Source organism: Salegentibacter agarivorans (genome assembly GCF_900113135.1).
In the GTDB taxonomy this organism is placed as follows: Bacteria; Bacteroidota; Bacteroidia; order Flavobacteriales; family Flavobacteriaceae; genus Salegentibacter; species Salegentibacter agarivorans.
Window position 1 is genome coordinate 66844 of the sequence record NZ_FOOH01000011.1, and the last position, 23885, is coordinate 90728.

At 37.4% G+C, this 23885-nt stretch carries 23 protein-coding genes; 3 read left to right on the forward strand and 20 right to left on the reverse strand.

All coding sequences use genetic code 11. The annotated features are described in order from the left end of the window. Positions 1 to 10: 10 nt before the first annotated feature. The 6 genes from atpB to BM084_RS09765 form a co-directional block, all read right to left on the reverse strand. On the reverse strand, positions 11 to 1099 hold the full coding sequence (gene atpB, locus BM084_RS09740) for a F0F1 ATP synthase subunit A (protein ID WP_075325465.1): 1089 nt from the start codon (positions 1097 to 1099) through the stop codon (positions 11 to 13). A gap of 134 nt (positions 1100 to 1233) precedes the next feature. Then, positions 1234 to 1617 carry a hypothetical protein gene (locus BM084_RS09745; RefSeq protein WP_093304532.1) on the reverse strand — a complete coding sequence of 128 codons (384 nt, stop codon included), beginning with the start codon at positions 1615 to 1617 and terminating at the stop codon, positions 1234 to 1236. Further along, on the reverse strand, positions 1607 to 1837 hold the full coding sequence (locus BM084_RS09750) for an AtpZ/AtpI family protein (RefSeq protein WP_093304534.1): 231 nt from the start codon (positions 1835 to 1837) through the stop codon (positions 1607 to 1609). The genes BM084_RS09745 and BM084_RS09750 overlap by 11 nt, the downstream gene beginning before the upstream one ends. A 19-nt stretch (positions 1838 to 1856) precedes the next feature. Next, a complete protein-coding gene (gene porW, locus BM084_RS09755; RefSeq protein WP_093304536.1) occupies positions 1857 to 4370 on the reverse strand; it encodes a type IX secretion system periplasmic lipoprotein PorW/SprE in 2514 nt (837 codons plus the stop codon). A gap of 90 nt (positions 4371 to 4460) precedes the next feature. Next, a complete protein-coding gene (locus tag BM084_RS09760) occupies positions 4461 to 5186 on the reverse strand; it encodes an ABC transporter ATP-binding protein (protein WP_093304538.1) in 726 nt (241 codons plus the stop codon). Between the two features lie 11 nt (positions 5187 to 5197). Next, positions 5198 to 6679: a DUF5687 family protein gene (locus BM084_RS09765; RefSeq protein WP_075325461.1), complete on the reverse strand. Its 1482-nt coding sequence runs from the start codon at positions 6677 to 6679 to the stop codon at positions 5198 to 5200. A 182-nt stretch (positions 6680 to 6861) separates the two neighbouring features. Here BM084_RS09765 and BM084_RS09770 point away from each other — a divergent pair, with 182 nt between their 5' ends. Next, positions 6862 to 7908: a ferredoxin--NADP reductase gene (locus BM084_RS09770; RefSeq protein WP_075325460.1), complete on the forward strand. Its 1047-nt coding sequence runs from the start codon at positions 6862 to 6864 to the stop codon at positions 7906 to 7908. Between the two features lie 52 nt (positions 7909 to 7960). Continuing rightward, positions 7961 to 8929: an ABC transporter ATP-binding protein gene (locus BM084_RS09775; RefSeq protein WP_075325459.1), complete on the forward strand. Its 969-nt coding sequence runs from the start codon at positions 7961 to 7963 to the stop codon at positions 8927 to 8929. A gap of 384 nt (positions 8930 to 9313) precedes the next feature. Here BM084_RS09775 and BM084_RS09780 read toward each other — a convergent pair whose 3' ends face one another. The 9 genes from BM084_RS09780 to pdxA form a co-directional block, all read right to left on the reverse strand. Continuing rightward, complete coding sequence (locus tag BM084_RS09780) at positions 9314 to 9766, reverse strand: transcription elongation factor (protein WP_075325458.1); 453 nt, start codon at positions 9764 to 9766, stop codon at positions 9314 to 9316. A gap of 160 nt (positions 9767 to 9926) precedes the next feature. Continuing rightward, positions 9927 to 10598, reverse strand: a complete 672-nt coding sequence (gene mtgA / locus BM084_RS09785; protein WP_075325457.1) for a monofunctional biosynthetic peptidoglycan transglycosylase — start codon at positions 10596 to 10598, stop codon at positions 9927 to 9929. Beyond that, a complete protein-coding gene (locus BM084_RS09790; RefSeq protein ID WP_075325456.1) occupies positions 10595 to 11710 on the reverse strand; it encodes an NAD(P)/FAD-dependent oxidoreductase in 1116 nt (371 codons plus the stop codon). The genes mtgA and BM084_RS09790 overlap by 4 nt, the downstream gene beginning before the upstream one ends. Before the next feature lie 231 nt (positions 11711 to 11941). After that, complete coding sequence (accC, locus tag BM084_RS09795) at positions 11942 to 13297, reverse strand: acetyl-CoA carboxylase biotin carboxylase subunit (protein ID WP_075325455.1); 1356 nt, start codon at positions 13295 to 13297, stop codon at positions 11942 to 11944. 55 nt (positions 13298 to 13352) lie between these two features. Next, entirely contained in the window at positions 13353 to 13871 is a 519-nt protein-coding gene (gene accB, locus BM084_RS09800; protein WP_075325454.1) for an acetyl-CoA carboxylase biotin carboxyl carrier protein, read from the reverse strand. A 21-nt stretch (positions 13872 to 13892) separates the two neighbouring features. Continuing rightward, entirely contained in the window at positions 13893 to 14888 is a 996-nt protein-coding gene (locus BM084_RS09805; RefSeq protein ID WP_075325453.1) for a beta-ketoacyl-ACP synthase III, read from the reverse strand. Between the two features lie 178 nt (positions 14889 to 15066). Next, a complete protein-coding gene (rpmF, locus tag BM084_RS09810) occupies positions 15067 to 15264 on the reverse strand; it encodes a 50S ribosomal protein L32 (protein WP_037318365.1) in 198 nt (65 codons plus the stop codon). Positions 15265 to 15273: 9 nt separating this feature from the next. Further along, complete coding sequence (locus BM084_RS09815; RefSeq protein WP_075327882.1) at positions 15274 to 15813, reverse strand: YceD family protein; 540 nt, start codon at positions 15811 to 15813, stop codon at positions 15274 to 15276. A 96-nt stretch (positions 15814 to 15909) separates the two neighbouring features. After that, positions 15910 to 16956: a 4-hydroxythreonine-4-phosphate dehydrogenase PdxA gene (pdxA, locus tag BM084_RS09820; protein ID WP_093304540.1), complete on the reverse strand. Its 1047-nt coding sequence runs from the start codon at positions 16954 to 16956 to the stop codon at positions 15910 to 15912. A 146-nt stretch (positions 16957 to 17102) separates the two neighbouring features. On the opposite strand from pdxA, the gene BM084_RS09825 reads away from it, so the two are divergent. Further along, positions 17103 to 17690, forward strand: coding sequence for a riboflavin synthase (locus tag BM084_RS09825; protein WP_075325451.1), 588 nt, complete (start codon positions 17103 to 17105; stop codon positions 17688 to 17690). On the opposite strand, the gene BM084_RS09830 is transcribed toward BM084_RS09825, so the two are convergent. From BM084_RS09830 to BM084_RS09850, 5 genes are all read right to left on the reverse strand, one after another. Beyond that, positions 17691 to 17939: a hypothetical protein gene (locus BM084_RS09830; RefSeq protein WP_143083641.1), complete on the reverse strand. Its 249-nt coding sequence runs from the start codon at positions 17937 to 17939 to the stop codon at positions 17691 to 17693. A gap of 174 nt (positions 17940 to 18113) precedes the next feature. Next, positions 18114 to 20198 carry an ATP-binding protein gene (locus tag BM084_RS09835; RefSeq protein ID WP_075325449.1) on the reverse strand — a complete coding sequence of 695 codons (2085 nt, stop codon included), beginning with the start codon at positions 20196 to 20198 and terminating at the stop codon, positions 18114 to 18116. 102 nt (positions 20199 to 20300) lie between these two features. After that, entirely contained in the window at positions 20301 to 21641 is a 1341-nt protein-coding gene (locus BM084_RS09840) for a Gfo/Idh/MocA family oxidoreductase (RefSeq protein ID WP_075325448.1), read from the reverse strand. A gap of 2 nt (positions 21642 to 21643) precedes the next feature. Continuing rightward, entirely contained in the window at positions 21644 to 23002 is a 1359-nt protein-coding gene (locus tag BM084_RS09845) for a 3-keto-disaccharide hydrolase (RefSeq protein ID WP_075325447.1), read from the reverse strand. Between the two features lie 123 nt (positions 23003 to 23125). Next, positions 23126 to 23884, reverse strand: a complete 759-nt coding sequence (locus BM084_RS09850; RefSeq protein ID WP_075325446.1) for a glycoside hydrolase family 16 protein — start codon at positions 23882 to 23884, stop codon at positions 23126 to 23128. Between the last annotated feature and the right edge of the window lies 1 nt (position 23885).

Genomic DNA, 23885 nt, shown 5'->3' on the forward strand with positions numbered 1-23885 from the left:
AAAATTAAAATTAATGATGTTCATGTTCCGCAACCGCCATCCCAATAAACAGGGCCGACAGCATTGTAAAAATAAACGCTTGAAGGAATGCTACTAACAATTCCAGTATTGTGATGAAAAGGGCAAAAGGAACCGAAATCCCGGCAACTCCAGCGCTTTCCAATATAAATATCAATCCAATTAAACTCAATATAATAATGTGACCCGCGGTAATATTCGCAAATAAACGAATCATAAGTGCTACCGGCTTAATGATTAAGCCAAGCACCTCTACCACCGCCAAAATTGGCTTCACAAAAGTAGGTATTCCCGGCATCCACAAAGTATGTTGCCAAAAATCTTTATTTCCGTTAATTAAAATTAAAGCAAGGGTAAAAAGACCTAAAGAAACGGTTACCGCGATATTTCCTGTTACGTTGGCTGCACCTGGCAACAAACCTAAAAGGTTAGTGATCCAAATAAAGAAGAACACTGTTAATAAAAACGGCATAAACTTCATATACTTCTTATCACCAATTTGAGGTCTTGCGATCTCATCGCGAACAAAAAGCACTAAAGTCTCTAAAATATTATTGAAACCAGCAGGAGCTTTTTTATTCTTTTTGTGGTGACCGGCCAAACCGAAGAAGAAAATCAACATTAAAATAACAGTTAAGAACATAGCAGCTACGTTCTTGGTTATAGAAAAATCCCAGGGTTTACTGGCATTTAATACGTTATGCTCTTCATCAAACTCCACAGTTTCTGCACCTGCGTCTAATTTGTAAATATCTTCGTGATAATTTACAAAACGCATCCCATCTTTTTCTACCACGTGATGCCCTTCGGTATCGTGATGAAATTCACTAGACATAAAAGTTACAAAACCACCTTCTTCAGTAAAAAGAATTACCGGTAATGGCAATGTAAAAGAACTATCTCCTTCCCCAAAGAAATGCCAGCCGTGAGAATCACCAATGTGGTGCATAATCATATCGGTAGGATTAAATTCTTTAGATTCTTCTGCCTCCGGATCTGCTTTGGCAAAAGCGTTAAAAGGAAGTAAGGCTAAGGCTAGTGTAAACGTCACTATAATCTTTAAAGATTTATGTGCTATCATAGTACCTGGTCTGCTTAAAATTATGGGCTTTAAATTCGGCTGCAAAGGTATACTTTTAATTTTTATTTGAAAGCACCCCAACTAAAATTTTAGCAAAAGCGTTATTTTTATCATTATAACTGATAAACAGTATTTTAAGTCTTGTTTATTAGTTTCACTGCGTACAGGGTCTCAAAGACCAAAAACAAAAAGTAAGGAATAAAAAAAGCAAGAACATTTACAAAGACTGCATTTACCTCGCTCAAGACTAATGGCAGCAAAAAAATTACCGCCGCTACCATTTTAAACAAGCTTAATCCCATAAATGCAAACCCGGTTTTATCGGTGAAATTCTTATAAACAAAAACCAGGCTTAAATAAATTAGAAATGTGGCCAGAAAATGAAAAAGATAAATACTAAAACTACTATAGTAAAATTCTACTTCAAATACATACTGCTGTAATAGGAATTGAATAAGCCATAGTAAAATACTAAAAGGAAGCAATCGCTCTAGGAAAGCTAATAATTCATTTTTCATTTTTTTCGTCTTCTTCGCTCATTTTAATTACACTTCTATAAACCTGGTAAAGCGCTATAAAAACGCCCAACAAGGATAAGGAAATTGTAAATGCCCAATATTTATTCGGAAATTTCCCGTCTAACCAAATGCCCAATAACACACCTCCGGCGATAATAATTCCCATCTGGAAAGCAATATTCACAAAACCCAGGTATTTATTTAAATTATCGTTTTTCATAATTTAAGCTGAAAAAATCTTAATTGATCGGTTGTGGGTATTCTTCTAAATTCTTTTGAATTTGTATAATCCTATAATTTTCTGAGGAAATAGGCATTGATTCTTGTTCCACTAAATAATCTTCATTTATTTGAAGTAATTCAGCAAAACCTTCTGCACGATTAAGATCTTCAAGGCCGTGTACCATTACAAAAATCGTTTCCGGATTATAAACATCTATAGAAACTGAAAGATGATCGTATTTAATTTCTGAAATCGCTGTCTCTATTTTTTCTTTTAAGGCTGAAGCTGCTTCCTGTTCTGAAATATCAAACCTGTAAAGTAGTTTATAATTCTGCTGAAGACTGTCGGTATTAAATTCCAAACCACTTAACTGTGGAATTGTTTTATTTAAAATTCCCTGGGCTTTTTTTCCTTCCTGGGTTTGCGGATAGGTTAAAGCCACGTGATTTAATGCATTTTTATAAGCTTCCAAACCTAAAAGTCTTCCGCTGGCCTGGGCTTTTAAAAGTTCAAGCTTTGCAACAATGGGATCTCCAGCAAATTCTGAAATATAACGGTTTGTTTCAGCAATAGCCTTTTCAAAATTTTGTGCCTCAAAATTTCGGTAAAGTTCTGCATAAATTGCTTCATGAGAATTTTCATCTTCTCTAATACTTTCAGGATTCAAAATATAGGCGGCATAGCGGGAATCTGGGTAATTCTCCAAAATTTCCTGCTTCATTTCTTCAGCCCTAAAACTTTGATTTGTGGCCTGGTAAATCTGGTACAAATTATACATAGAAGGCAAAATAAGGCGTTCGTCTGAAGAAATTTCTAAAACAGCCTCCAATCTATCCTGCGCCATTTTATATTCCCTGAAATTCTCTTTATAAATTATTCCGAGTTGATAATACGCAAAATCCCTGTCCCGGGTTATGGTATCCAAAACGGCCAAATCTGTCGGGATTTGATCTATGTAGGTATAAGGATCCAGCCGCGGATCGTTGTCTAAAACCTGCTGTGAAAGCCCGGCTTCTTCTGCCACTGCATCTTCCCTTTCAAAACTAACTTCTGCCCAGCGCCAGTTATCTGCTAACGGCCTATCTCCCCACTGATTCAAAAATTCCTGTCTCCCCTGTTGAACCCTCACTTCACTATAAAAATAAAAAGTACGCGCAGAAGCTGGTGGCTGCCTGCTTTCTATGGCCGGTAAATTCACAGGCATAGCAGCTGCATTATTATCGGCTTCTAATTTAGCTCGTAAATCTGTGGTATAATTCTTAAAATAATCCAGTTGTTCAGCCGGCATCATTTGGCTTAACTGCAAGATGCTATCGTTTTTATAAGCTATGTCTTCATACCTAATAACATCTTCCAGGTTATCCCTTTTCTTTTTTATAGTTCTAAATTCTCTTAGTTGCGGATCCATCTCTGCCAGGGTACTGTCAAAATATTTACTGGCGGCCAGGTAATTGCTTCGGTCAAAATTAATATTGGCCAGGATTTCATAATTAATGGAACGTAAATAAATATCACTCGCCGGTTCACGCAGCGATTTTTTATAATATTCTACCGCAGTATCTACAGAATCTAAACGGTTATAATATTCACCAATTTGGAAATAAATTTTATCTAAAAATGGTCGATTTTCGCGGTCTTCTTCCAATTCACGAAGCATTTCCCGCAATTGGTAATTATTGCCCTGCCCCATTTCAAAATTCCGGGCTTTTTGCACATAGGCATTAATCATATAAATTCTAGGGGCTTTCCTGTTCAAATCTATCACTTCATCAAAAGCAGCGTTTGCTTCAGAAATTTCTCCCAATCGATTATGAAGTTGGCCAAGAATATAGAAATAGCGTCCTTTTTCTTCGTTGTTTTCGGTAAATTCGGCTGCATTCCTTAAGGGAACAACCGCACTGTCTAAATGCCGCAGATTGATATAAGCCTGGGCCATAGTTGCACTGGCATCAGCAATATCCTGTTCTTCAAGATGCTCTAAATCCAGTACTTTTTTGAGATTATTCACCGCAAGACGATTATTATCCAGGCGCATATGGGTTTTTTCTCGCCAAACACGGGCGTGAATAATATTGTTGCTGGCAGGATAACGTCTTAAAATATAATTGAAAGCTTCTAACGCTGGAATAAAGCGTTGATCAAAATACCGGGCTTTTCCCAGCAATAAATAAGCTTCATCTATTTGCGGATTTCTTTCTTTTCCTTCTATCAGCATCGAGTGCCGCTGAATTGCTTTTACCGCTTTTTCTTCGGCGTAGCCAAAATTCTGATTTCTGATGCTATCTGGCAAAACGATGTTTTCATCAATTTGCATACGCTCAATGGGTAAGATATCCCAGTAATTATCGGCGTAGTTTTGGTTGAGTTCCTCCTTACCTTGCTCCAGGCCTAAATTACCGTTATAGAGCGTATTATACTCTGTAGTAATGGCGTGCCAGTTTCGGTTTACAAAGGTGTTATTTTTGCGTGAACAGCCAGCGATGCTCCCAACCAGGAGCAACAATAAAGTAAGTTTGGTAATTGTATTCAAAATTAACCGGTTCTCGATGGCTTTATAACTAAAAATCAGTTTGTTTAGTGTGCAAAAATACGCTTCTTTTTACAAACGCAAACCAATTTGCTACAGTTCTTCAGCCTGAGCCGCGCCTACTTCACCAGAAAAATAACTTTCCAATTCGCTTAAAGTAGCCTCAGAAGTTTTAATATCTTTTACCGGTATACCTTTAGCTAAAACCACAATTCGCTCACACACTTCGGTCACGTGAATAAGGTCATGACTGGAAATTAATACAGTGGTTTCACGATTTTCGGTAAGATCTTTAATAATCTTTTTCAATCGAATTTGAGTTGTTGGATCTAAATTGGCAAAAGGCTCATCTAAAATCACCACTTTGGGATTTCCTATTAGCGCCGCAACAATTCCCACCTTTTTCTGATTCCCTTTAGAAAGGTCTCGTAAATATTTTCTACGTCCAATAATTTCTCCATGGAAGAAATCTTCAAAATTGGCTAAAAAAGCATCAATATCAGCTTTATTAGCGCCACGTAAATCCCCTACGAAATAAAAATATTCTTCGGGAGTTAAATAGCCAATAAGGAAACTTTCATCTATAAAAGAAGCGGTAAAAGGTTTCCAGTCTTCACTCTGGCTTACGGTGATCTCGTTATTAAAAATATTCCCCGTGGTTGGCTGAATTAAATCCAACAATAAACTGAAAAAAGTGGTTTTACCGGCACCGTTGTTACCAACCAGGCCAAAACTTTCTCCTGTTGGAATATCAAGATGATCTATATTTAGAACTTTTGTGCCTCCGTATATTTTACTAAGGTTTGTAGCAGTTATCATATTTATAAATTTTATTCGCCGGTTTGTTTAAAACCATTAATCATTGCGTATTTTCTTTTTTGGTAAACTCCGGCAATGTATTTCATTAAACTAGATCGCAATAGCAGACCAAGAATTCCCAAGCCGGAAAGCCCAATTAAACCTGCTTCAAATCCTATGAAATAATCCAGAAGCCAGAAGATTAAAATTGGTAAAAACATTAAGGGTAGGCCAACTATCCATTGAGCTGCGCCTGTGCCCTGATAATTCATAAACGGACTTTTATCCAGGTCTATTCTCTTTTTATTAAAAGAGCCTGAATACAGCAAAATAGGAACATTTACGCCAATATTATATAAAGCGGCCACCATATTTATCAATAAAATATTCCAGCCAAAATAAATATAAGGTGTGCTTAAAATAGCCAGTATTATTACGCTAAAGCTAATTAACATCGCTTTGGAAGACAGGTAATCTTTTAACGGGATGTTTTGCGACATAATCATTGGATAATAAGATGCATCCCAGGAAGGCACAAATTGACCAAAATTGATCATAAAAATTCCGGTCATAAAAATACCGACAAATACATACATAGCTGGATGCCCATACATATCGCTAGGGTAAATAAATAAACCGTAGCACAACAAAAGCAAGGACATATAAATTGTTGTTTTTGGTCTTTTATTTCTCCAAATTAGTTTTAAATCTAATTGAAGAAAAGGCGCAAGGGCTCCAAATTTTTTAGTCCAAACAAAATCTTTTGTATCGGCATCTTTTTGTTTTTCCTTTAAACCGGCATCGAGATAAAACTTGCTTTCCAGGTTAAGTTGGTTCCATTTATAAAAAGCAATTACCAGAATTATAGGTACAATAGCCAGGTAAGGGTTTAAAACCAGGTAATCCATCATTTTGCCAAACCAGAAACTTATCTCAAAAACTTCAAAATATTCCAGTGCGCCCAAAATCACTACTAAAAGAATGGCGGGAATTAATGCTTTTAGATTATCGGTAAATTTCTTTTTAATAATAAAATTTAGAAAATTTATGCATTGAGTTGTGGCAATCATCGCTACCATCCAACCCAGAATATTCCAGATTCCATAATCACCTTTATAAATGCAAAAAATTCCGAAGGGAATAATTATAAATAATGGCAGAAAGTTAAAAAAGGAATACATAGACTTAAGCAGTACAAAATTCACCGCTTTTCGTCTGGGAATTGGCAAATTTAAAAGTGGTTTTATATCTAAAACCGGCAGTGTTTGCAGCATAAACCTAAAACCGAGTTCAAAAACCAGCCACAGTAAAACAAAACGGTTTACCATTTGTAAAGGATCCTGGTCTGGAAAAGTTTCCTGCAGCAAAGGATAAAGACCAATTCCCAAAGCGAGAAATGCTACAGAAAAATATAAAGCCAGGAAAATAAGCAGAACTTTTAATCCAATACTCTTCCCCACACTTGCGGAACGGAAAAAAGATTTCCATTCTAACCATAAAAACCGTTTAAACATAATTTAATAATTTAACCCATTAACGGGATTAAAAATACTAACCCAAAATGATTAAATACCCAAAATAAAACACCAGTATAATCAGGTTACGGGCATATTTACCTTACATGTATAGAAATTTAGGTATTTGTTACACTCTTTAATTTCACATACTTTGTATTTTTGCCAAAAATAAATTTTTGATGAGTCAGTTTTTTCCGTTAGAAATAAAAGAAGTTATTAGGGAAACCCCGCAGGCAGTGAGCTTGTCGTTTAATATTCCAGAAAATTTAAAAGAAGAGTTTAAGTTTGACGCGGGCCAATATATTACGATAAAAATAAAATTAGGCGACGAAGAATTAAGACGTGCTTATTCGCTTTGCTCGGCACCAAATTCAGGAGAATTCAAAGTTACCGTGAAAGAAGTTGAAGGCGGTAAATTTTCTGTAATTGCCAATAATAAACTTAATGCCGGCGATGTTTTAGATGTTCACCCGCCAGAAGGGAAATTTATTTTAAAACCTACCGGTGAAGCTAGAAATTATGCAGCCTTTGCAGCAGGAAGCGGGATTACCCCGGTGCTTTCTATTATAAAAACTGTTTTAGCCGAAGAACCAAAAAGTCGGTTTGTACTTACTTATGGAAATAAATCTCCAGAAGAAACTATATTTTTCAAGGAATTGCTGGAACTTCAGGCTAAATTCCCCGATAGACTTTTTATTGAATTTGTATATAGTCGTACCCGGGAAGACAATTCACATTTTGGAAGAATTGAAACCAGTACGGTGAATTTTGTGGTGAAAAACAAGTTTAAAGACCACGCCTTTGATGCTTTTTACCTCTGTGGACCTGAAGAAATGATTAACCAGGTAAGCGATGTTTTAAAAGAAAACGGCGTTACCGAAGACAAAATTCTTTACGAACTTTTTACTTCTGAAGAAACGGGAGCTATAGAAACCAATGTAGAAGGCCAAACTGAACTTACCATTATGGTAGACGATGAGGAAACCACTTTCTCTATGGATACCAAAGAAACGGTTTTAGACGCCGCTTTGGAGCACGATTTAGATGTGCCTTATTCCTGCCAGGGCGGAATTTGCAGCAGTTGTATTGCCAGGATCGTAGAAGGAAAAGCCGAAATGCGTAAAAATCAAATCCTTACCGATGAAGAGATTGCAGAAGGCTTGATTCTTACCTGCCAGGCGCAACCGCTTACCCCAAAACTAAAGGTAGATTACGACGATGTATAGTTTCTTACCGGAAAAGTCTGAAAAGCTTACCTTGTAGGAACAAAAAATATTTATGCTGAAACTCAAAAATGTCTCCTTTGCCTATGCTGAAGAACCGGTTTTAAAAGATATCGGTTTTACACTGGAAAAAGGAGAAAACCTATCTGTAATTGGGGAAAGCGGCTGCGGAAAAAGTACGTTACTAAAACTTATTTACGGCCTGCTGCATACCGATGGCAAGATTTTTTGGGGAGAAAAAGAACTTTTAGGCCCCAATTTTAACCTTGTGCCAGGCGAGCCGTTTATAAAATATCTCGCGCAAGATTTCGATTTAATGCTTCCTTTAAGTGTTGCTGATAATATTGGGAAATATCTTAGTAACCAATATCCTCAAAAAAAGAAAAAACGTATTAAAGAGTTACTGGAAGTTGTTGAAATGACCGAGCTAGCCAATAAAAAAGCGAAACTCTTAAGCGGTGGGCAACAACAGCGCGTAGCTCTTGCAAGAGCACTGGCCAATGAACCCGAATTGCTTTTACTGGACGAACCTTTTAGCCATATAGATCATTTTAGAAAAAATAATTTACGCCGCAGACTTTTTGATTATTTAAAGGAAAACAATATCACCTGCATTGTCGCCACCCACGATAGTACCGATGCACTTTCTTTTGCCGATAAAACCATTGTTTTAAAAAACGCAAAAATTTACGCTGAAAATTCTCCGGCAGAATTATATCAAAATCCGCCTAATAAGTATGTGGCGTCCCTCTTCGGCGATGTAAATGAGTTAATACTAAAGGAGCTGACTGAAGATGAAAGCAGTCGAAAAAAAGTAATTCTTTACCCCGAAGAAATTAAACTTACCCAAAAAGCAGGAATTAAAGCCGAAGTAAAAAAATCCTGGTTTAAAGGCGAAACCTGGGTAATTGAAGCCGATTTAAACGGGAAAATCATTTATTTTAATCATTCGAAAGCTTTAAAAGAAGGGAAAAAGATAAGTCTCAAAGTTTCCGAAAAATTAATTAAATCAAGGTTGAAGTAGTTTAAGCTTTGCCACAAATACACGAATTGTTTTAGTCTCTTTTCCGAAGTTTTTTTCTTCAATCTTAGCGTCAAACGAGCCACTCAGGAGCGCGGTAATCTTTGGAATGACTGTTTCAGTTGTGCAGATTGCTTCAGTCGTACCTTCTTCCTTGGCACAGTATTTATAGATATTTGCTCGGGAAAAAATATTAAAGCTCCTCCCATTTTTTCAAGGGGAGGTGGCCGTAGGCCGAAGGGGTTTGATATCAAAAAGTTTTTCAGTTGTTATTTTATCGGTTGTCCAACCACCCCGTTCTTCAGCTGCGCTGAATTCATTCCATCCTTTGAAAGTAGGGGAGCTATTTTATAGAATATTCGTGAATTCGTGCCTAATCATTTTAATTTAAAAGACTTCCAAAATTTCAGCTGATTTTCCATTAAATGTAATTTCTTCACCGGCTTTTTTATGAAGCAATAATTGCGCGATTGGGGAATTGGCGCCAATGGCAAAATACTCTTCGCCATCTACAATAATACGATCTGCCGGGATCGCGATAAAATAATTAGCCATATTGGTCTTTACCGCAGTTCCTAATTGAGCGGAACCATTGTTAGTTCGGCTTTTAGCAACATTAAGCGTATTTCTTAGATTTTTAAATTGCTGTAGCTGTTCGGCTAGTTTATTTATTTCCAGGTTTATCATTTCCCGGCCGGTTTCATATTTATCGCCCGCACTGCTTTTGGTTTCGTTTTCCAGATCACTTTCAAGTCCGGCCATAGCAGCTTCAATACGCTTTATACGTTCGTCCACATAAGCTTCACAGGCTATATAAAGTTTTTCTTTTATTGCATTCATAGATTATTCTCTTTTTGAAATATGAGAAGTTTGTAGAATCGTCATCCTGAATTTATTTCAGAGCATGCTCCGATATTTGTTCGGAGTTCTAAGCGTTCATTAATCCTCACCAATTAAAAAACTGAAACCAGTTCAGATTGACGGTAATTTTTTTACTGATTTACTCTAAACTAAACTTCCCGTAATTCTGCATTTGCCTTACAATCCAGTTTTTTCTTTGATTTATATAATTACTGGCAGGATTTGCCCGGTATTCTCTAGGATTCGGTAAAATAGCCGCAATTGCAGCAGCTTCGTAGACAGAAAGATTTGCAGCCGATTTGTTAAACCAATGCTGTGCAGCAGCTTCTGCGCCGTAAATTCCGCGGCCCATTTCAATACTATTTAGATAAACTTCTAAAATTCTTTCTTTACTCCAAAAAGTTTCGATCAAAAAAGTGAAATATACCTCCAGGCCTTTTCTTAACCAATTTCTCCCCGGCCATAAAAATACATTCTTTGCGGTTTGTTGGGAAATTGTGCTGGCGCCGCGTACCCGCTTTCCTTTCTGATTATCTTCAATGGCCTTTTCTATAGCTTCAATATCAAAACCATTATGTTTTACGAAATTTTGATCTTCACTGGCAATTACGCCAAGTTGCAAATGCCGGGAAATATCTTGTCGTGGCACCCAGGAATGTTGAATTTTCTCCTCAGGATTTTCAAAATATCGAATAGCCATTAACGGCGTAAACGGTACCGGAAACCATTTGAACAGCAATACAATTAAAAGCGAAAACAGGAGTAAAATTCCTGCAAGTTTCAATAGAAATTTGAATATTTTTTTAATCATTTTATCAATTCTGAAAGTTCTTTCCCTACTAAACTGCCAATAGCAACACCCATTCCGCCAAGGCGAACTCCGCAAAAAACATTATCTGAAATTTGTTTAACGACCGGATTTTTCTGCTTTCCAACGCCCATAATACCGCTCCAGCGTTCATCGATCTCAAAAGCAGTTTCAGGCAAAATTGTGGTTTTTAGTAATTTCTCCAGTTTTTGCTGAATAAGTTTCGTTTGAGCGATTTCGGTAGTTTCTTCGGTTTTAAAATCCAGGTTTCTGCCACCGCCAAAAAGAATACGATCGTCAATATTTCTGAAATAATAATAACCCTTATCCAAATGAAATGTACCCTTAATTTCCAGGTTTTTAATCGGTTTGGTGATCAAAACCTGGGCGCGGGCGGGTTTTACCTGAGCAATTCCCAATTTTTCTGAAAATCCATTAGTAGCGATCAATAATTTATTTGCTGAAAAATCTAATTTATCGGTTTTAATCTTTACTGAGTTCTTTGTTTCTACAAATCCTTCAACTGTAATATTATTCAGGATTTTGATGCCGGACTTCTGCACTTTATGTAGCAGAGCTTCCATCATTTTCCCGGTATTTAATTGCCCTTCAAATTGATTAAAAATGAGTTTTTTTTGAATATTTTTAAATCCAAAACTGTCTTTTTGAACACTAAAAACAGCGTCTCCAAATATTGGTTTCAGCATTTTATTAAGTTGTGGTAAAGCCGACCTACATTCTTCAAAAAGAGTTATATCCTCATTGACAAAAAGTTCGTAACCGCCATATTCTTTATAGCGAATATTTTGATCTCCAAGATTCTTCCGAAGCAATTTTAAACCTTTTAACCGTTTTTGTACTAGTTGTAGCACTTCCTCTTCAGAATGTGAATTTAGATCGTCAAGAATCTCTGAAACACTTCCAAAACAGGCAAATCCGGCGTTTTTTGTACTCGCACCATTGGGTAAAATTCCGCGTTCCAAAATCAGGATTTTCGATTTCGGGAACCGTGTTTTTAAATCAAGCGCACAATTTAGCCCGGTAATTCCGCTACCTACAATACAAAAATCGATATTTGAAAACCAGGTTTTGGTTTCCCAGTAAGAAAAGTTCATTGAATGAGTTAATTTTCAATGAAAATACGAAATTAAAAAAGGAGGCTGTCTGAAAATTCTAATCAACCTGGTTTAAGTTCAGAGCATATTTGTATTTGTAACTTGTTAGATTCTGATACAATCCCTGCTGAACGACAGGGCAGGTTCAGAATAACGTAAATCCAGTAAATAAAAAGACCTCACAGGTTTTGGAAACCTGTGAGGTCTTATATTTAGATTCACTGAAAAAACTTAATCCTCTTTTTCGAGTGGTTTCATTTTAAAATCTTCCATAAACTTAGTGGTGTAGTTCCCTTCAATATAATCGGGGTGATCCATAAGTTGCCTATGGAAAGGAATCGTTGTTTTTATCCCTTCTATTACAAATTCATCTAAGGCGCGTTTCATTTTATTGATCGCTTCTTCCCTGGTTTGGGCAGTAGTGATCAATTTCGCGATCATAGAATCGTAGTTTGGCGGAATAATATATCCACTATAAACGTGGGTATCTATTCGTACTCCGTGACCGCCGGGAGCGTGCAAATTCGTGATTTTTCCCGGTGAAGGCCTAAAACCGTTAAAAGGATCTTCAGCATTAATTCGGCATTCTATAGAGTGTAACTGTGGGAAATAATTTTTCCCAGAAATTGGCACTCCTGCCGCTACAAGAATTTGCTCTCTAATAAGATCGTAGTCTATTACCTGCTCGGTAATTGGGTGTTCTACCTGAATACGGGTATTCATCTCCATAAAGTAGAAGTTTCGGTGTTTATCTACCAAAAATTCTACGGTACCGGCACCTTCATACTTAATATATTCGGCAGCTTTTACTGCGGCCTCTCCCATTTTCTTTCGAAGGCTATCGGTCATAAAAGGAGATGGAGTTTCTTCGGTTAATTTTTGGTGACGGCGTTGTACCGAGCAATCCCTTTCTGAAAGGTGACAGGCTTTACCCGTGCTGTCTCCTACAATTTGAATTTCAATATGGCGAGGCTCTTCAATAAGCTTTTCCATATACATCCCGTCGTTTCCAAAAGCAGCGCCTGCTTCCTGGCGGGCAGAATCCCAGGCATCTTCAAGATTTTCTTCTTTCCAAACGGCTCGCATTCCTTTACCACCACCACCGGCGGTAGCTTTTAGCATTACAGGAAAGCCTATTTCTTTCGCAAGTTTTTGGCATTCCTTAAAATCTTTCATCACCCCTTCTGATCCTGGAACACAAGGAACTCCCGCAGCTCTCATAGTGGCTTTTGCGGTAGCTTTATCTCCCATTTTCGCGATCATATCTGGAGAGGCGCCGATAAATTTTATATCGTGCTCTTCACAAATCTTTGAAAACTTGGCATTTTCTGAAAGAAAACCATAACCGGGATGAATAGCATCTGCATTGGTTATTTCTGCAGCAGCAATAATATTTGAGATTTTTAAATATGATAAATTACTGGGCGGAGGTCCAATACAAACGGCCTCGTCGGCAAATCTTACGTGAAGACTTTCAGCATCTGCGGTAGAATAAACCGCCACGGTGCTAATTCCCATTTCTTTACAGGTGCGAAGTATGCGCAATGCGATCTCGCCCCTGTTTGCAATCAATATTTTTTTAAACATACCTATTGTTTTTTTGGCCCGGGAAAAATTTCCCTTAAGCTAAATGGGCAGTAATTTATGATGGATCTACTAAAAATAATGGTTGGTCGAACTCTACAGGAGAAGAATCGTCTACCAATACTTTTACTATTTTCCCTGAAACTTCGCTTTCAATTTCATTGAAAAGTTTCATAGCCTCAATTACACAAAGCACATCACCTTCTTTAATTGAATCTCCTACTTCTACAAAAGTTGGCTTATCTGGAGAAGGTTTACGGTAAAATGTTCCAATTATAGGAGATTTTACGGTAATATAATTTGAATCTTCTCCTGCAGGTGCTTTTTGCTCTTCTTTACTCTGGGAATCACTTTCCTGAGAAGGAGCAGGTGCCTGTTGTTGAGGTTGCTGTTGAGGCTGTGGCTGTGCAGGCATTTGCTGCATTTGGCCGCCCATTGGCACATGTTGAACAATAGTTTCTTTCTCGTCTGAGCCTGTTTTAATGGTGATCTTTACATCGCCCGTTTCCAGTTTTACCTCGCTGGCACCAGATTTGGCTACAAACTTGATTAAATTCTGAATTTCTTTTAAATCCATAATAATAGGGTGTTGGTTTTTTTAAGAATTATATGCCCATTTTAAATAGGTCGCCCCCCAGGTGAAGCCGCCCCCAAATGAAGCAAAAACTAAATTATCTCCTTTTTTAAATTGCTTCTCGAAATCGCTAAGCAATAAAGGCAAAGTAGCCGATGTAGTGTTTCCGTAGCGCTCAATATTCATAAGCACTTTTTTATCTTCCAGTCCCATGCGGCTAGCCGTTGCCCCCACAATTCGTTTATTTGCCTGGTGCGCCACAAGCCAGTCTACATCTTCATTGGTTAATTTATTACGTTCCATAATATTAGCACTAACTTCTGCCATATTGGAAACTGCAAATTTAAAAACCGTTTTACCGTCCTGTCTCACATAATGTAATTTATTGGCTACAGTCTCTGCAGTAGGTGGCATTAAAGAGCCTCCCGCTTCTATTCTAAGAGAATCCCTTCCAATAGAATCGCTTCTAAGCAGCTCGTCCTGTAAGCCAAAACCTTCTTCATTTGGTTCCATAAGTACTGCACCGGCGCCATCTCCAAAGATAATACACGTAGTTCTATCGGTATAATCAATAATAGAAGACATTTTATCGGCTCCAATTACCAGTACTTTTTTGTACCGACCAGATTCTATATACGCTGAAGCGGTAGACATTGCATATAAAAATCCTGAACATGCTGCCTGAAGATCGTAAGCAAAAGCATTTATAGCACCTATTTGGGTCGCAACGTGAACTGCGGTTGCAGCTACAGGTAAATCTGGAGTGACAGATGCAAGAATAACAAGGTCTATCTCTTTTGGATCGAGATTAGATTTTTCTAATAAATCTTTAGCTGCTTCTATTCCTAAGTATGAAGTTCCTTTATTAGGGTCTTTAAGTATTCGGCGTTCTCGTATTCCGGTTCGGCTGAAAATCCATTCATCATTGGTCTCAACCATTTCTTCCAACATTTTGTTGGTTAACACATCTTCGGGCACATAAGCACCCACAGCGGTAATTGCTGCTGTGATTTTATTCATAGATTTGACTTTTAACCCCTTTTACGTTCTAAAAAAACGTAAAAACTTAAAAAGAAAAGTACTAATTTTTCTTTGAACGGGGGTGCAAATTAAGGTCTTTTTAGCACTTATTCAACTTCAAACAAAAAACTCTCACGTGGGTGAGAGTTTTTATAAAAAGTTAAAGCTCTATGTTAAATTAAGCTTCTATTTCTTCGGTATTGTCAATTAATACCTGGCCTCGGTAATATAGTTTACCTTCATGCCAGTGTGCTCTGTGGTACAAATGCGCCTCTCCTGTTGTAGGATCTGTAGCTATTTTAGGTACCGAAGCTTTATAATGTGTCCTTCTTTTATCTCTTCTGGTTTTCGAGATTTTTCTCTTTGGATGTGCCATGGCTTGCTGTTATTTATCGTTTAATAAGTTTTTTAATTTATCCCAGCGAGGATCTATTTCATCCTCATCATTTTTATTCTCGTTATTATTAATACTTAATTCTTCAAGTTTATCAAGTACGTCAGATTCTAAAGTACCGTCTTCTACCCCGGGATGCACCCTTTTTAATGGTATAGACAAAACTATAAGTTCGTAAATATATTGCTGAATATTTACTTCAAATTCACCGTGTGGCAAAATAAGTAAATCTTCATTTTCATCGTTAAATTCTTCTCCAAACTTAATTACCAAAAACAAACTGCCGTCTATAGGCTGATTGTATGGCTCATTTGTGAGGTCACAATTTACGTTTACAGCACCCGAAGCTTTAAAAGTAAGCTCCATCATTGTTGTTTTCTTCTCCAACAACAAATCAACTTTAACATTGGCACTATTTAAATCGTCGTACTCAAAATGCTCAAAGAACTCATTATCAATATCGTATTCAAACTGGTGTTTTCCCAGCTTTAATCCCACAAAAGGAATTGTATACGCTGCTAATTTCCTCATCTCATCGTCAATTTCTTGCCCGGGCCGCTTCGGCTTAGGCGGGTGCAAATATATAAAAATTAATAAATTAGAGCGCTGTTATAAACAAATTTTTGTTTATAACTTTCTACCCTGTTTCTTTAAAGGGTTTTTGGTGAGTTCCTTATATTCTTCACGGCATTTATGAATTTCTATTGCTCGAAAAACAGCTTCTTTAAAAGAATTAATATTAGCCGAATTTGTTCCAGCTATTTCAAAAGCGGTACCGTGATCTGGCGAGGTTCTTACCTTACTTAAACCAGCGGTAAAATTCACCCCATTCCCAAAAGAAAGTGTTTTAAACGGAATTAAACCCTGGTCATGATAAGAAGCCACCACTGCATCAAAATTTACGTAATTTTTTGAACCGAAAAAACTATCGGCTGAAAATGGGCCAAAAACCAAATCGCCTTTATCACGTAATTTCTGAAGGGTAGGCTTTAAAATCTCTTCATCTTCTTTTCCAATTACTCCATTATCTCCACTATGCGGATTTATTCCTAAAACAGCAATTTTTGGTTTTTGCACCCTAAAATCCTGTTTTAAGGTTTCCTGAATTATGTTTAGTTTCTTTTCAATTAACTCTGGGGTAATTGTATTCGCAATATCTTTTAGTGCTACGTGATCTGTAAGTAAACCAATTTTTAAGGTGTCGGTAATCATAAACATAAGACTCTCCCCTTCAAGTTCCTTAGCTAAATAATCGGTATGGCCGGGAAAATTAAAATCAGCCGACTGGATACTGTGTTTATTGATAGGTGCCGTAACTAACACATCAATTTCATTTTCCTTAAGCGATTTTGTTGCAGCCTGAAGCGATTTAAAAGCATATTCACCAATTTTAGGATCTTCTTCGCCAAAATTGATATTTACCCCCTCTTTCCAAACATTTACAACATTAATTTTTCCATCTATAGCTTTTGAAGCCTCATCTATTCCCTGGTAGTTAAGGGAAAGATTAAAATGTTTCTTTAAAAAAGTGAGTACTTTAGTGGAAGCAAAGATTACCGGGGTACAGAAGTCTAACATCCTGGAATCATCAAAGGTTTTAAGCATTATTTCACTTCCAATTCCATTTAAGTCTCCTATGCTTATTCCTAATTTCACCTTTTCTGCTTGCTTCATCTGCTTATAATTAGTGGGAATATTTCTTGCTAATAAATTACCATTTTCAATCCAAAATTAAATCTGGATTTGTTCTGGGCTATTTCATTAAACTTCCCGTGTTTATTTATATTTTTACATCACAAATGTAAGAATAATCCAAAGATATGTTTACCGGAATTATTGAAGAAGTAGGAGAAGTAAGCCGCATAGAAACCGAAGGGGGAAATATGCATTTTCACATTAAAGCAGCAATGATGCCCGAATTAAAAATAGACCAAAGTGTAGCGCATAACGGCGTTTGTCTAACTGTGGTTTCAATTAAGGATAATGAGTATACCGTTACTGCAGTAGCCGAAACACTGGAAAAAACGAATTTAAAGAATTTGGCTGAAGGCGCACCGGTAAACCTGGAACGTGGAATGAAGTTAGGTGACCGCTTAGACGGCCATATTGTACAGGGACACGTAGACCAAACCGCAATTTGCAAAAAGGTAGAAGAGAGAGACGGCAGTTGGGAGTTCACTTTTGACTACGACCCAACTTTGCAAAATATTACGATTGAGAAAGGTTCTATAACCGTAAATGGCGTGAGTTTAACTGTTGTAAATTCTAAGAAAAATGAATTTAGCGTCGCTATAATTCCTTATACCTACAAACATACCACATTTAAAAACCTTACGGAAGGAGCTATTGTAAACCTGGAATTTGATGTTATTGGGAAATACGTTAAACGCCTGCAGGATTTAAAGTAATTATTTTCTATTCTTAATATGATGAATACCCAGCGCTAACCCAGCAGCGATTAAAGCTGAAATTCCAAAATCTATGGGAAGACCTGGGGGTGGAGGAATTGCAGTTGGACTAGGCTCTGGAGGATTTTGTCCTAATACTACTTGAGAGAAAAAAAGGAGTATTAAAACAAGTATATATTTAGAATAATTATTTCTCACATCAACCCTCATAATTCGTGCGTAATGTACTACATTAATGTTATTCGCCAAAAAACTTTGTTGTGGAGTAGATATACGTAAAAGTTAGCAAGTTGGTTTTTGTACGGGGCATACTTTATAAAAATAATACAAATTTGCTATACTTTAACCATTTTTACAAATTAATCTATTTCCCTATTAACTCTATAATTTAGTACAGGCTATTCAGCGCAAATTTTAATCCTTTTATCCCTGTACCCATTTTTCAACCTTTTCGAACAATTGTTTTTTCTGAAAAGGTTTGGCCAGGTAATCATCCATACCAACCTCAGCACATTTTTGTCTTTCGGTAGCCATAAAGTTAGCTGTTAATGCTACAATAGGCGTTTTTAACCCCATTTCTTTTCTAAGAAATTTCGTAGTGTCATACCCATTTTTGACCGGCATTTGAACATCCATAAAAATCAGGTCATAAGTGCTTTTCCTCAAAAACGAAAGAGCTATTTCTCCATTAGAAGCAATATCTACCTCAAGACCTTTTCCTTTTAAAAGGGCCTTTACCAATCGCTGATTTAGTTCACTGTCTTCGCAAATTAAGATTCTTCCTGAATACTTTTCCTCAAAATTATCTTTCGCATCTTTAACAAGCTGTTTTTCCTGAGTGGCTTTTTCAAAAGGAATTTCAACAATAAAATCGGTTCCTTTTCCGGGTTCACTCTTTACTTCAATTGTTCCTCCCTGTTTTTCTATCAACTGTCTGGAAATATTTAGTCCTAAACCTGTGCCACCATACTTTTGAGAGGTATTTTTATCTGCTTGTAAGAAACGTTGAAAAACAGTCTCCAATTTATTCTTCGGAATACCAATTCCGGAATCTGAAACTTTAAATTTCAATATTGTTTTATCAGCAGTTTCTTTTGTCACACTTAAAAATAATTTCACACTTCCTTCTGAAGTAAATTTTATAGCATTTCCCAAAAGATTAATAAGTACCTGCGAAAGTCTATTTTTATCTCCCATTAATAAAGCAGGAACATTAAATTCAATATGCGGTTCAAACCCAATTTTCTTTTGGTGCGCCTTTAAATGTAAAATTGAAAACACTCTATTTACGGCATCCCTAATATCAAAAACATCTTTATCTATTTGTAATAGGCCTGCATCCATTTTTGAAAGATCCAGGATATCATTTACAATAAATAGCAAGGAATCTCCTGCGATTTTTACCGCTTTTAAATAATTTGTTTTATGCGCGTCTTTTTCATTCTCCAGTAAAAGATCGGTAAATCCTAAAACTGCGTGAATTGGTGTTCTAATTTCATGACTAACATTTGCAATAAAGTTATCTTTCTGTTCATTAAGGCTTTCGGCCATTTCTTTGGCCTTTTCCAAAGAAATTTCTGCTTCAATTTCTTTAGTAATATCCTGTGAAATCTTTACCACTTTTATCACATTCCCATCCAGGTCCTGAATTGGATTATAAGACGCCTGTAAATAAAATTCAGATCCATCTTTATGGATTCTACGTACACGACCCGTTTTATATTCACATTTTCTTAGAGAAGCCCATAGTTGCTTATTTTCAGCATAATCGGCCGGAGTAATAAACTTATGATGAGGACTCCCTAACAGTTCCTTTTCAGTATATCCTGAAATTTCTTCAAAATTTCGGTTTACAGAAATTATCGTTCCATCTGGTTTAAATTCTACAACTCCGCTAGAATTTTTAATCGCCTGCATTAAGGATCTATTCTCGCTCTCTTTGAGTTCGAGTTTCTTTTCTGTGCGTGCGATTCGTTTTTCGAGAATACTATTTAATTCCTTTCCCAGACTTTTATTCTTTTTCCTGGCTTCTATGAGGTGCATTGCCTGGTTGGTAAGTAATTTCAAGGCTTGTCTTTGCTGGGCATCAAGCTTTCTTGGTTTGCCATCTACAACGCAAACCGTCCCAATATTATGGCCGTTTTCAGCCTTTAAAGGCATCCCGGCATAAAACCGAATTCCATTTTCTGAAGTAACGTGAGGATTATCTTTTACCCTTTCATCTAAACGAGCATCAGAAATTTCAACCAGTTCATCCTGCTTAACAGTATATTGGCAGAATGTTTCTTCTAACGGTGTTTCACTGCCATCAAGACCTACCTTGGCTTTATACCACTGTCTTTTATCGTCTATCATTGCAATAAAAGCAACGGGGACATCGCAAATTAGGGCAATAAGCTGCGCTAGCTCATTAAAATCTTTTTCGTAGGGTGTATCAAGAATATTATAGGAAAGTAAGGTTTGAAGCCTTTTTATCTCCTTATTCTCATCAATTTTAGTATTATTCATAAGGGGCGTTATGAGCGGCTAAGGTATTAAATAAGAACTCTCTGCACTTATGATTTTGATAAGGTTTTACTAAAATAGTTTATAGAAAAATTAACCCAGAGGTTAAATTTCAGGTTTCCACCCGGGGGCGTATTCACGGCCCCAAAGCTTCATCGCATGCCTGTCAAAAATTCTTCCTGTTTTATCGTCTATATCAAAGCCTCTACCCAATTGATCGGCAATATTGGTATAGTGTACCATGGTCATACTTATGTTTGCATCATCTATGGGCGCATTTAGTTTGGCTGTGCCGCGTATTCCATCAAAGAAATTAAGCATATGCGCTGTAGACATATCTCCTCCACCCCCTAAAGCTGTCCCGGCTTCATCAGATGCTGAATTGTATTCTTTAATTATTTCACCATTTCTATTGGTAAGCACATATTTCTCACGGTCTACAAATACGCCACCATCGGTACCATAAATTATGGTGCCGCGGCCGCCACCGTAGGTATCGTAGGCATTTCGGCTTTTACCATCCCACTGAATAACCTTATTGTCTGCAAACTTAAAAGTAGCCTCCATGGTATCGTACATTTCCCAGCCGTCATCTTTAAAATGTCGTTTTCCTGATTGTACATCGGTGCGTAGCGGGATTCCAACCTGTAATGCCCAACGTGCTACATCCATTTCGTGGGTTCCGTTATTTCCGGATTCGGCTGTACCATAATTATAACCATACCAGTGCCAGTTATAATCCCAGGTTTCTTCAGTGTATTCTCTTCTTGGTGCCGGTCCCTGCCATAAATCCCAATCTAATCCATGCGGAACAGATGCTTTTTTCTGATTTGGCACCTCGCCACGTGCATTTGTATAAAATGCCACTGCTTTATAAACTTCACCAATCGCCCCCTCGTGAATATCCTTTATAATTTCAATCGTATGATTTGAAGAGCGTTGCTGATTTCCCATTTGCACCACTTTTCCATATTTCTTAGTAGCTTCTACCAGCAGTTCATTTTCAAACATATTATGGCTGGAAGGTTTTTCAACATACACATGCTTCCCGGCTTTCATTGCCATAATAGAGCCCGGGGTGTGCCAATGATCTGGTGTAGCGTTAATAATGGCATCTACCTTTTTATCGTCAAAAACTTTACGAATATCGTTTTCAAGTTTTGGTTTGTAATCTATATGTTCTGAAAAACGCTCTAATGCATTTACCCGCTGACTTTCCATCACGTCGCATAAATACAGGAGTTCTACATTAGAATCTTTGCGAGCAATAGGATCAAAATAAGCACCTAACCTTCTTCCCAAACCGGCTATAGCCACATTAATCCTATCGTTAGAACCTATAATTTTGCGGTAGCTTTTAGCGCTCATTGCCATTGCCGAACTTCCAACTGCAAGAGCAGTTCCGCCTAAAGCTGTTTTTTTTATAAAATCTCTTCGTGAATTCATATTTATTCTGCTTTGATCTTAATGTTTTTAAAACTCACTTTATTACCATGATCCTGAAGCAGAATATGGCCCTCCTCGGCTTCTCCAAAATTTGGCCAGTCTACATACTTGCTTTCAGAAACCAGCTGGCGGTACTCTTCACTTTTTCGTCTATATTCCAGCACTTTCTCGCCATTTAACCAATGTTCTACTTTTTTATCTTTTGAAACAATACGGGCGGTGTTCCATTCTCCTATTGGATTAACCGATTTAGCGAGATCGGCTTGAATTAAATCATATAAAGAAGCCATTGTTCTACTTCCCTCGTGGTTACCCAATTTGGCATCAGGATGACGTTCATCGTCAAGAATCTGGTATTCCAAACCTATTGAAGAACCCGGACCTTTATTGAGATCGGTATCCACAAAATACTTAATGCCGGAGTTGGCACCCTCGGTAATTTTAAAATCAACTTTTAATTCAAAATCGCCATAAAGTTCTTTGGTAACGATATCCCCACCGGCTTCAGATTCTCCGCCACCGCTGGCCAACACTGTAAGTACTCCATCTTCTATTTTCCATCCTTCTTCCGGAAATTCATCTAAACGTGCACCACGCCAACCTTCAGTGGTTTCACCATCCCATAACATTTCCCAGCCGTTATCTTTTTCAGCTGTAGTTAAACTGTTTTTGGTTTTTACAGGTTCCAGGGGAGTTTCTTTGCTATATTTCTCTAAATCTTCGGTAAGAATTTTAATGTTTTTCCACATTACTTCGGTGCCTGCCTCAGCATCTTCGCCAATGCTGTGTACCTGTAAGGCAATAAACCCTTCTGAAGTTTTATCATCTATTAAATGCGAAGCGGGAACCCCGTTTATCCAGGTTTTAATAGTGTCGCCAATGGCCTCAATTCTATAGGTATTCCATTCGTTTTGTTTAAAAGCCTGCTGAGCTTTAGAATTTTCGCCTAAGTCCACCAACCAGCCACGGCGTGCTTCATCATAAATTCCACCGCTCCAAGCACGGTCTGAGGGATCAATTTCTACCTGATACCCGTGTACCCGACCATCCATATAATTGTCTAAACTATTGCTTCTAATTTGAATCCCGGAATTCATAGTGGGATGCAGCTTAAAATCCACCTCCAGAATAAAATCTTCGTAATTTTTATTAGTAGTAAGAAAGGTGTTGGGCGTGTTATGTTGGGTAGTGCCAATTATTGCTGAATTTTCTACCCGGTACTCGGCATCGCCACCTTTTTTAGTCCATCCATCCAGGTTTTCTTCGTTAAATAATTGGGTCCAGGGTGTCGCATCTTTTTCTGAGTCGGCACAGCTTGTGAATACCAATGCTGAAAACAGGAAAATAAAAAGGTTTCTCATAAGGTAGGATTTAAAATATCTGTAAAATATACATAAATTATTAATCACCAGCCAATTCATTAAAATAAAAGGCCAGCATACGCTACTGGTATGCCGGCCTTACTAAAAAAGGGGGGGGGATTTTTATTTATAAACCTTTACATAATCTATTAAAAACTGCTTCGGAAAAATAGAATCATCAACTTCTGGCCCACCAAAATTACCGCCTACTGCAAGATTCAATAAGAAATAAAACGGGTGCCTGTATGGGTATGTTTCCTCATTCTTTTCTGAAGGAGAAAATGTATAGGTTTTTTCACCGTCAATATAAAAAGTGATCGCATCCTCCGTCCAGTTCATTTTAAACACGCGAAATTCTGAAGTTGCATTTTTTACCGGCGTGGTTTTAATGTTTTCGGTATCACCGTGGCTTGCTGGAGTGTGCAGCGCATTATGAATAGTGTCGGGCTGTCTCCCTACAAATTCCATAATATCAATTTCACCGGAAGCCGGCCAGCCTACCACATCAATATTATCTCCAAGCATCCAGATTGCCGGCCAAAGTCCGTGGCCATCGGGTAATTTTGCTCTTACCTCAACAGTACCGTACTGAAACTCAAATTTATCTTTGGTATTTACTTTCCCACTGTAATACTTATCCCCAACTTTATCGGCAGTAAGTACTAAATTCCCGTCTTTTACCTCTACATAATCTTCGCTATAAATCTGGCGCTCATTATTTCCCCATCCGCAAAGATCGGGACAACCGTCACCGGTTTCGTAGCTCCAGTTTTCCATATTCAGCGAATCGCCTTCAAAATCTTCTTCCCAAATTAATTCCTGAGCAGAAACCTGCAAACCCGCACATAGAACCGCGCTCAATATTATATTCTTTTTTTTCATC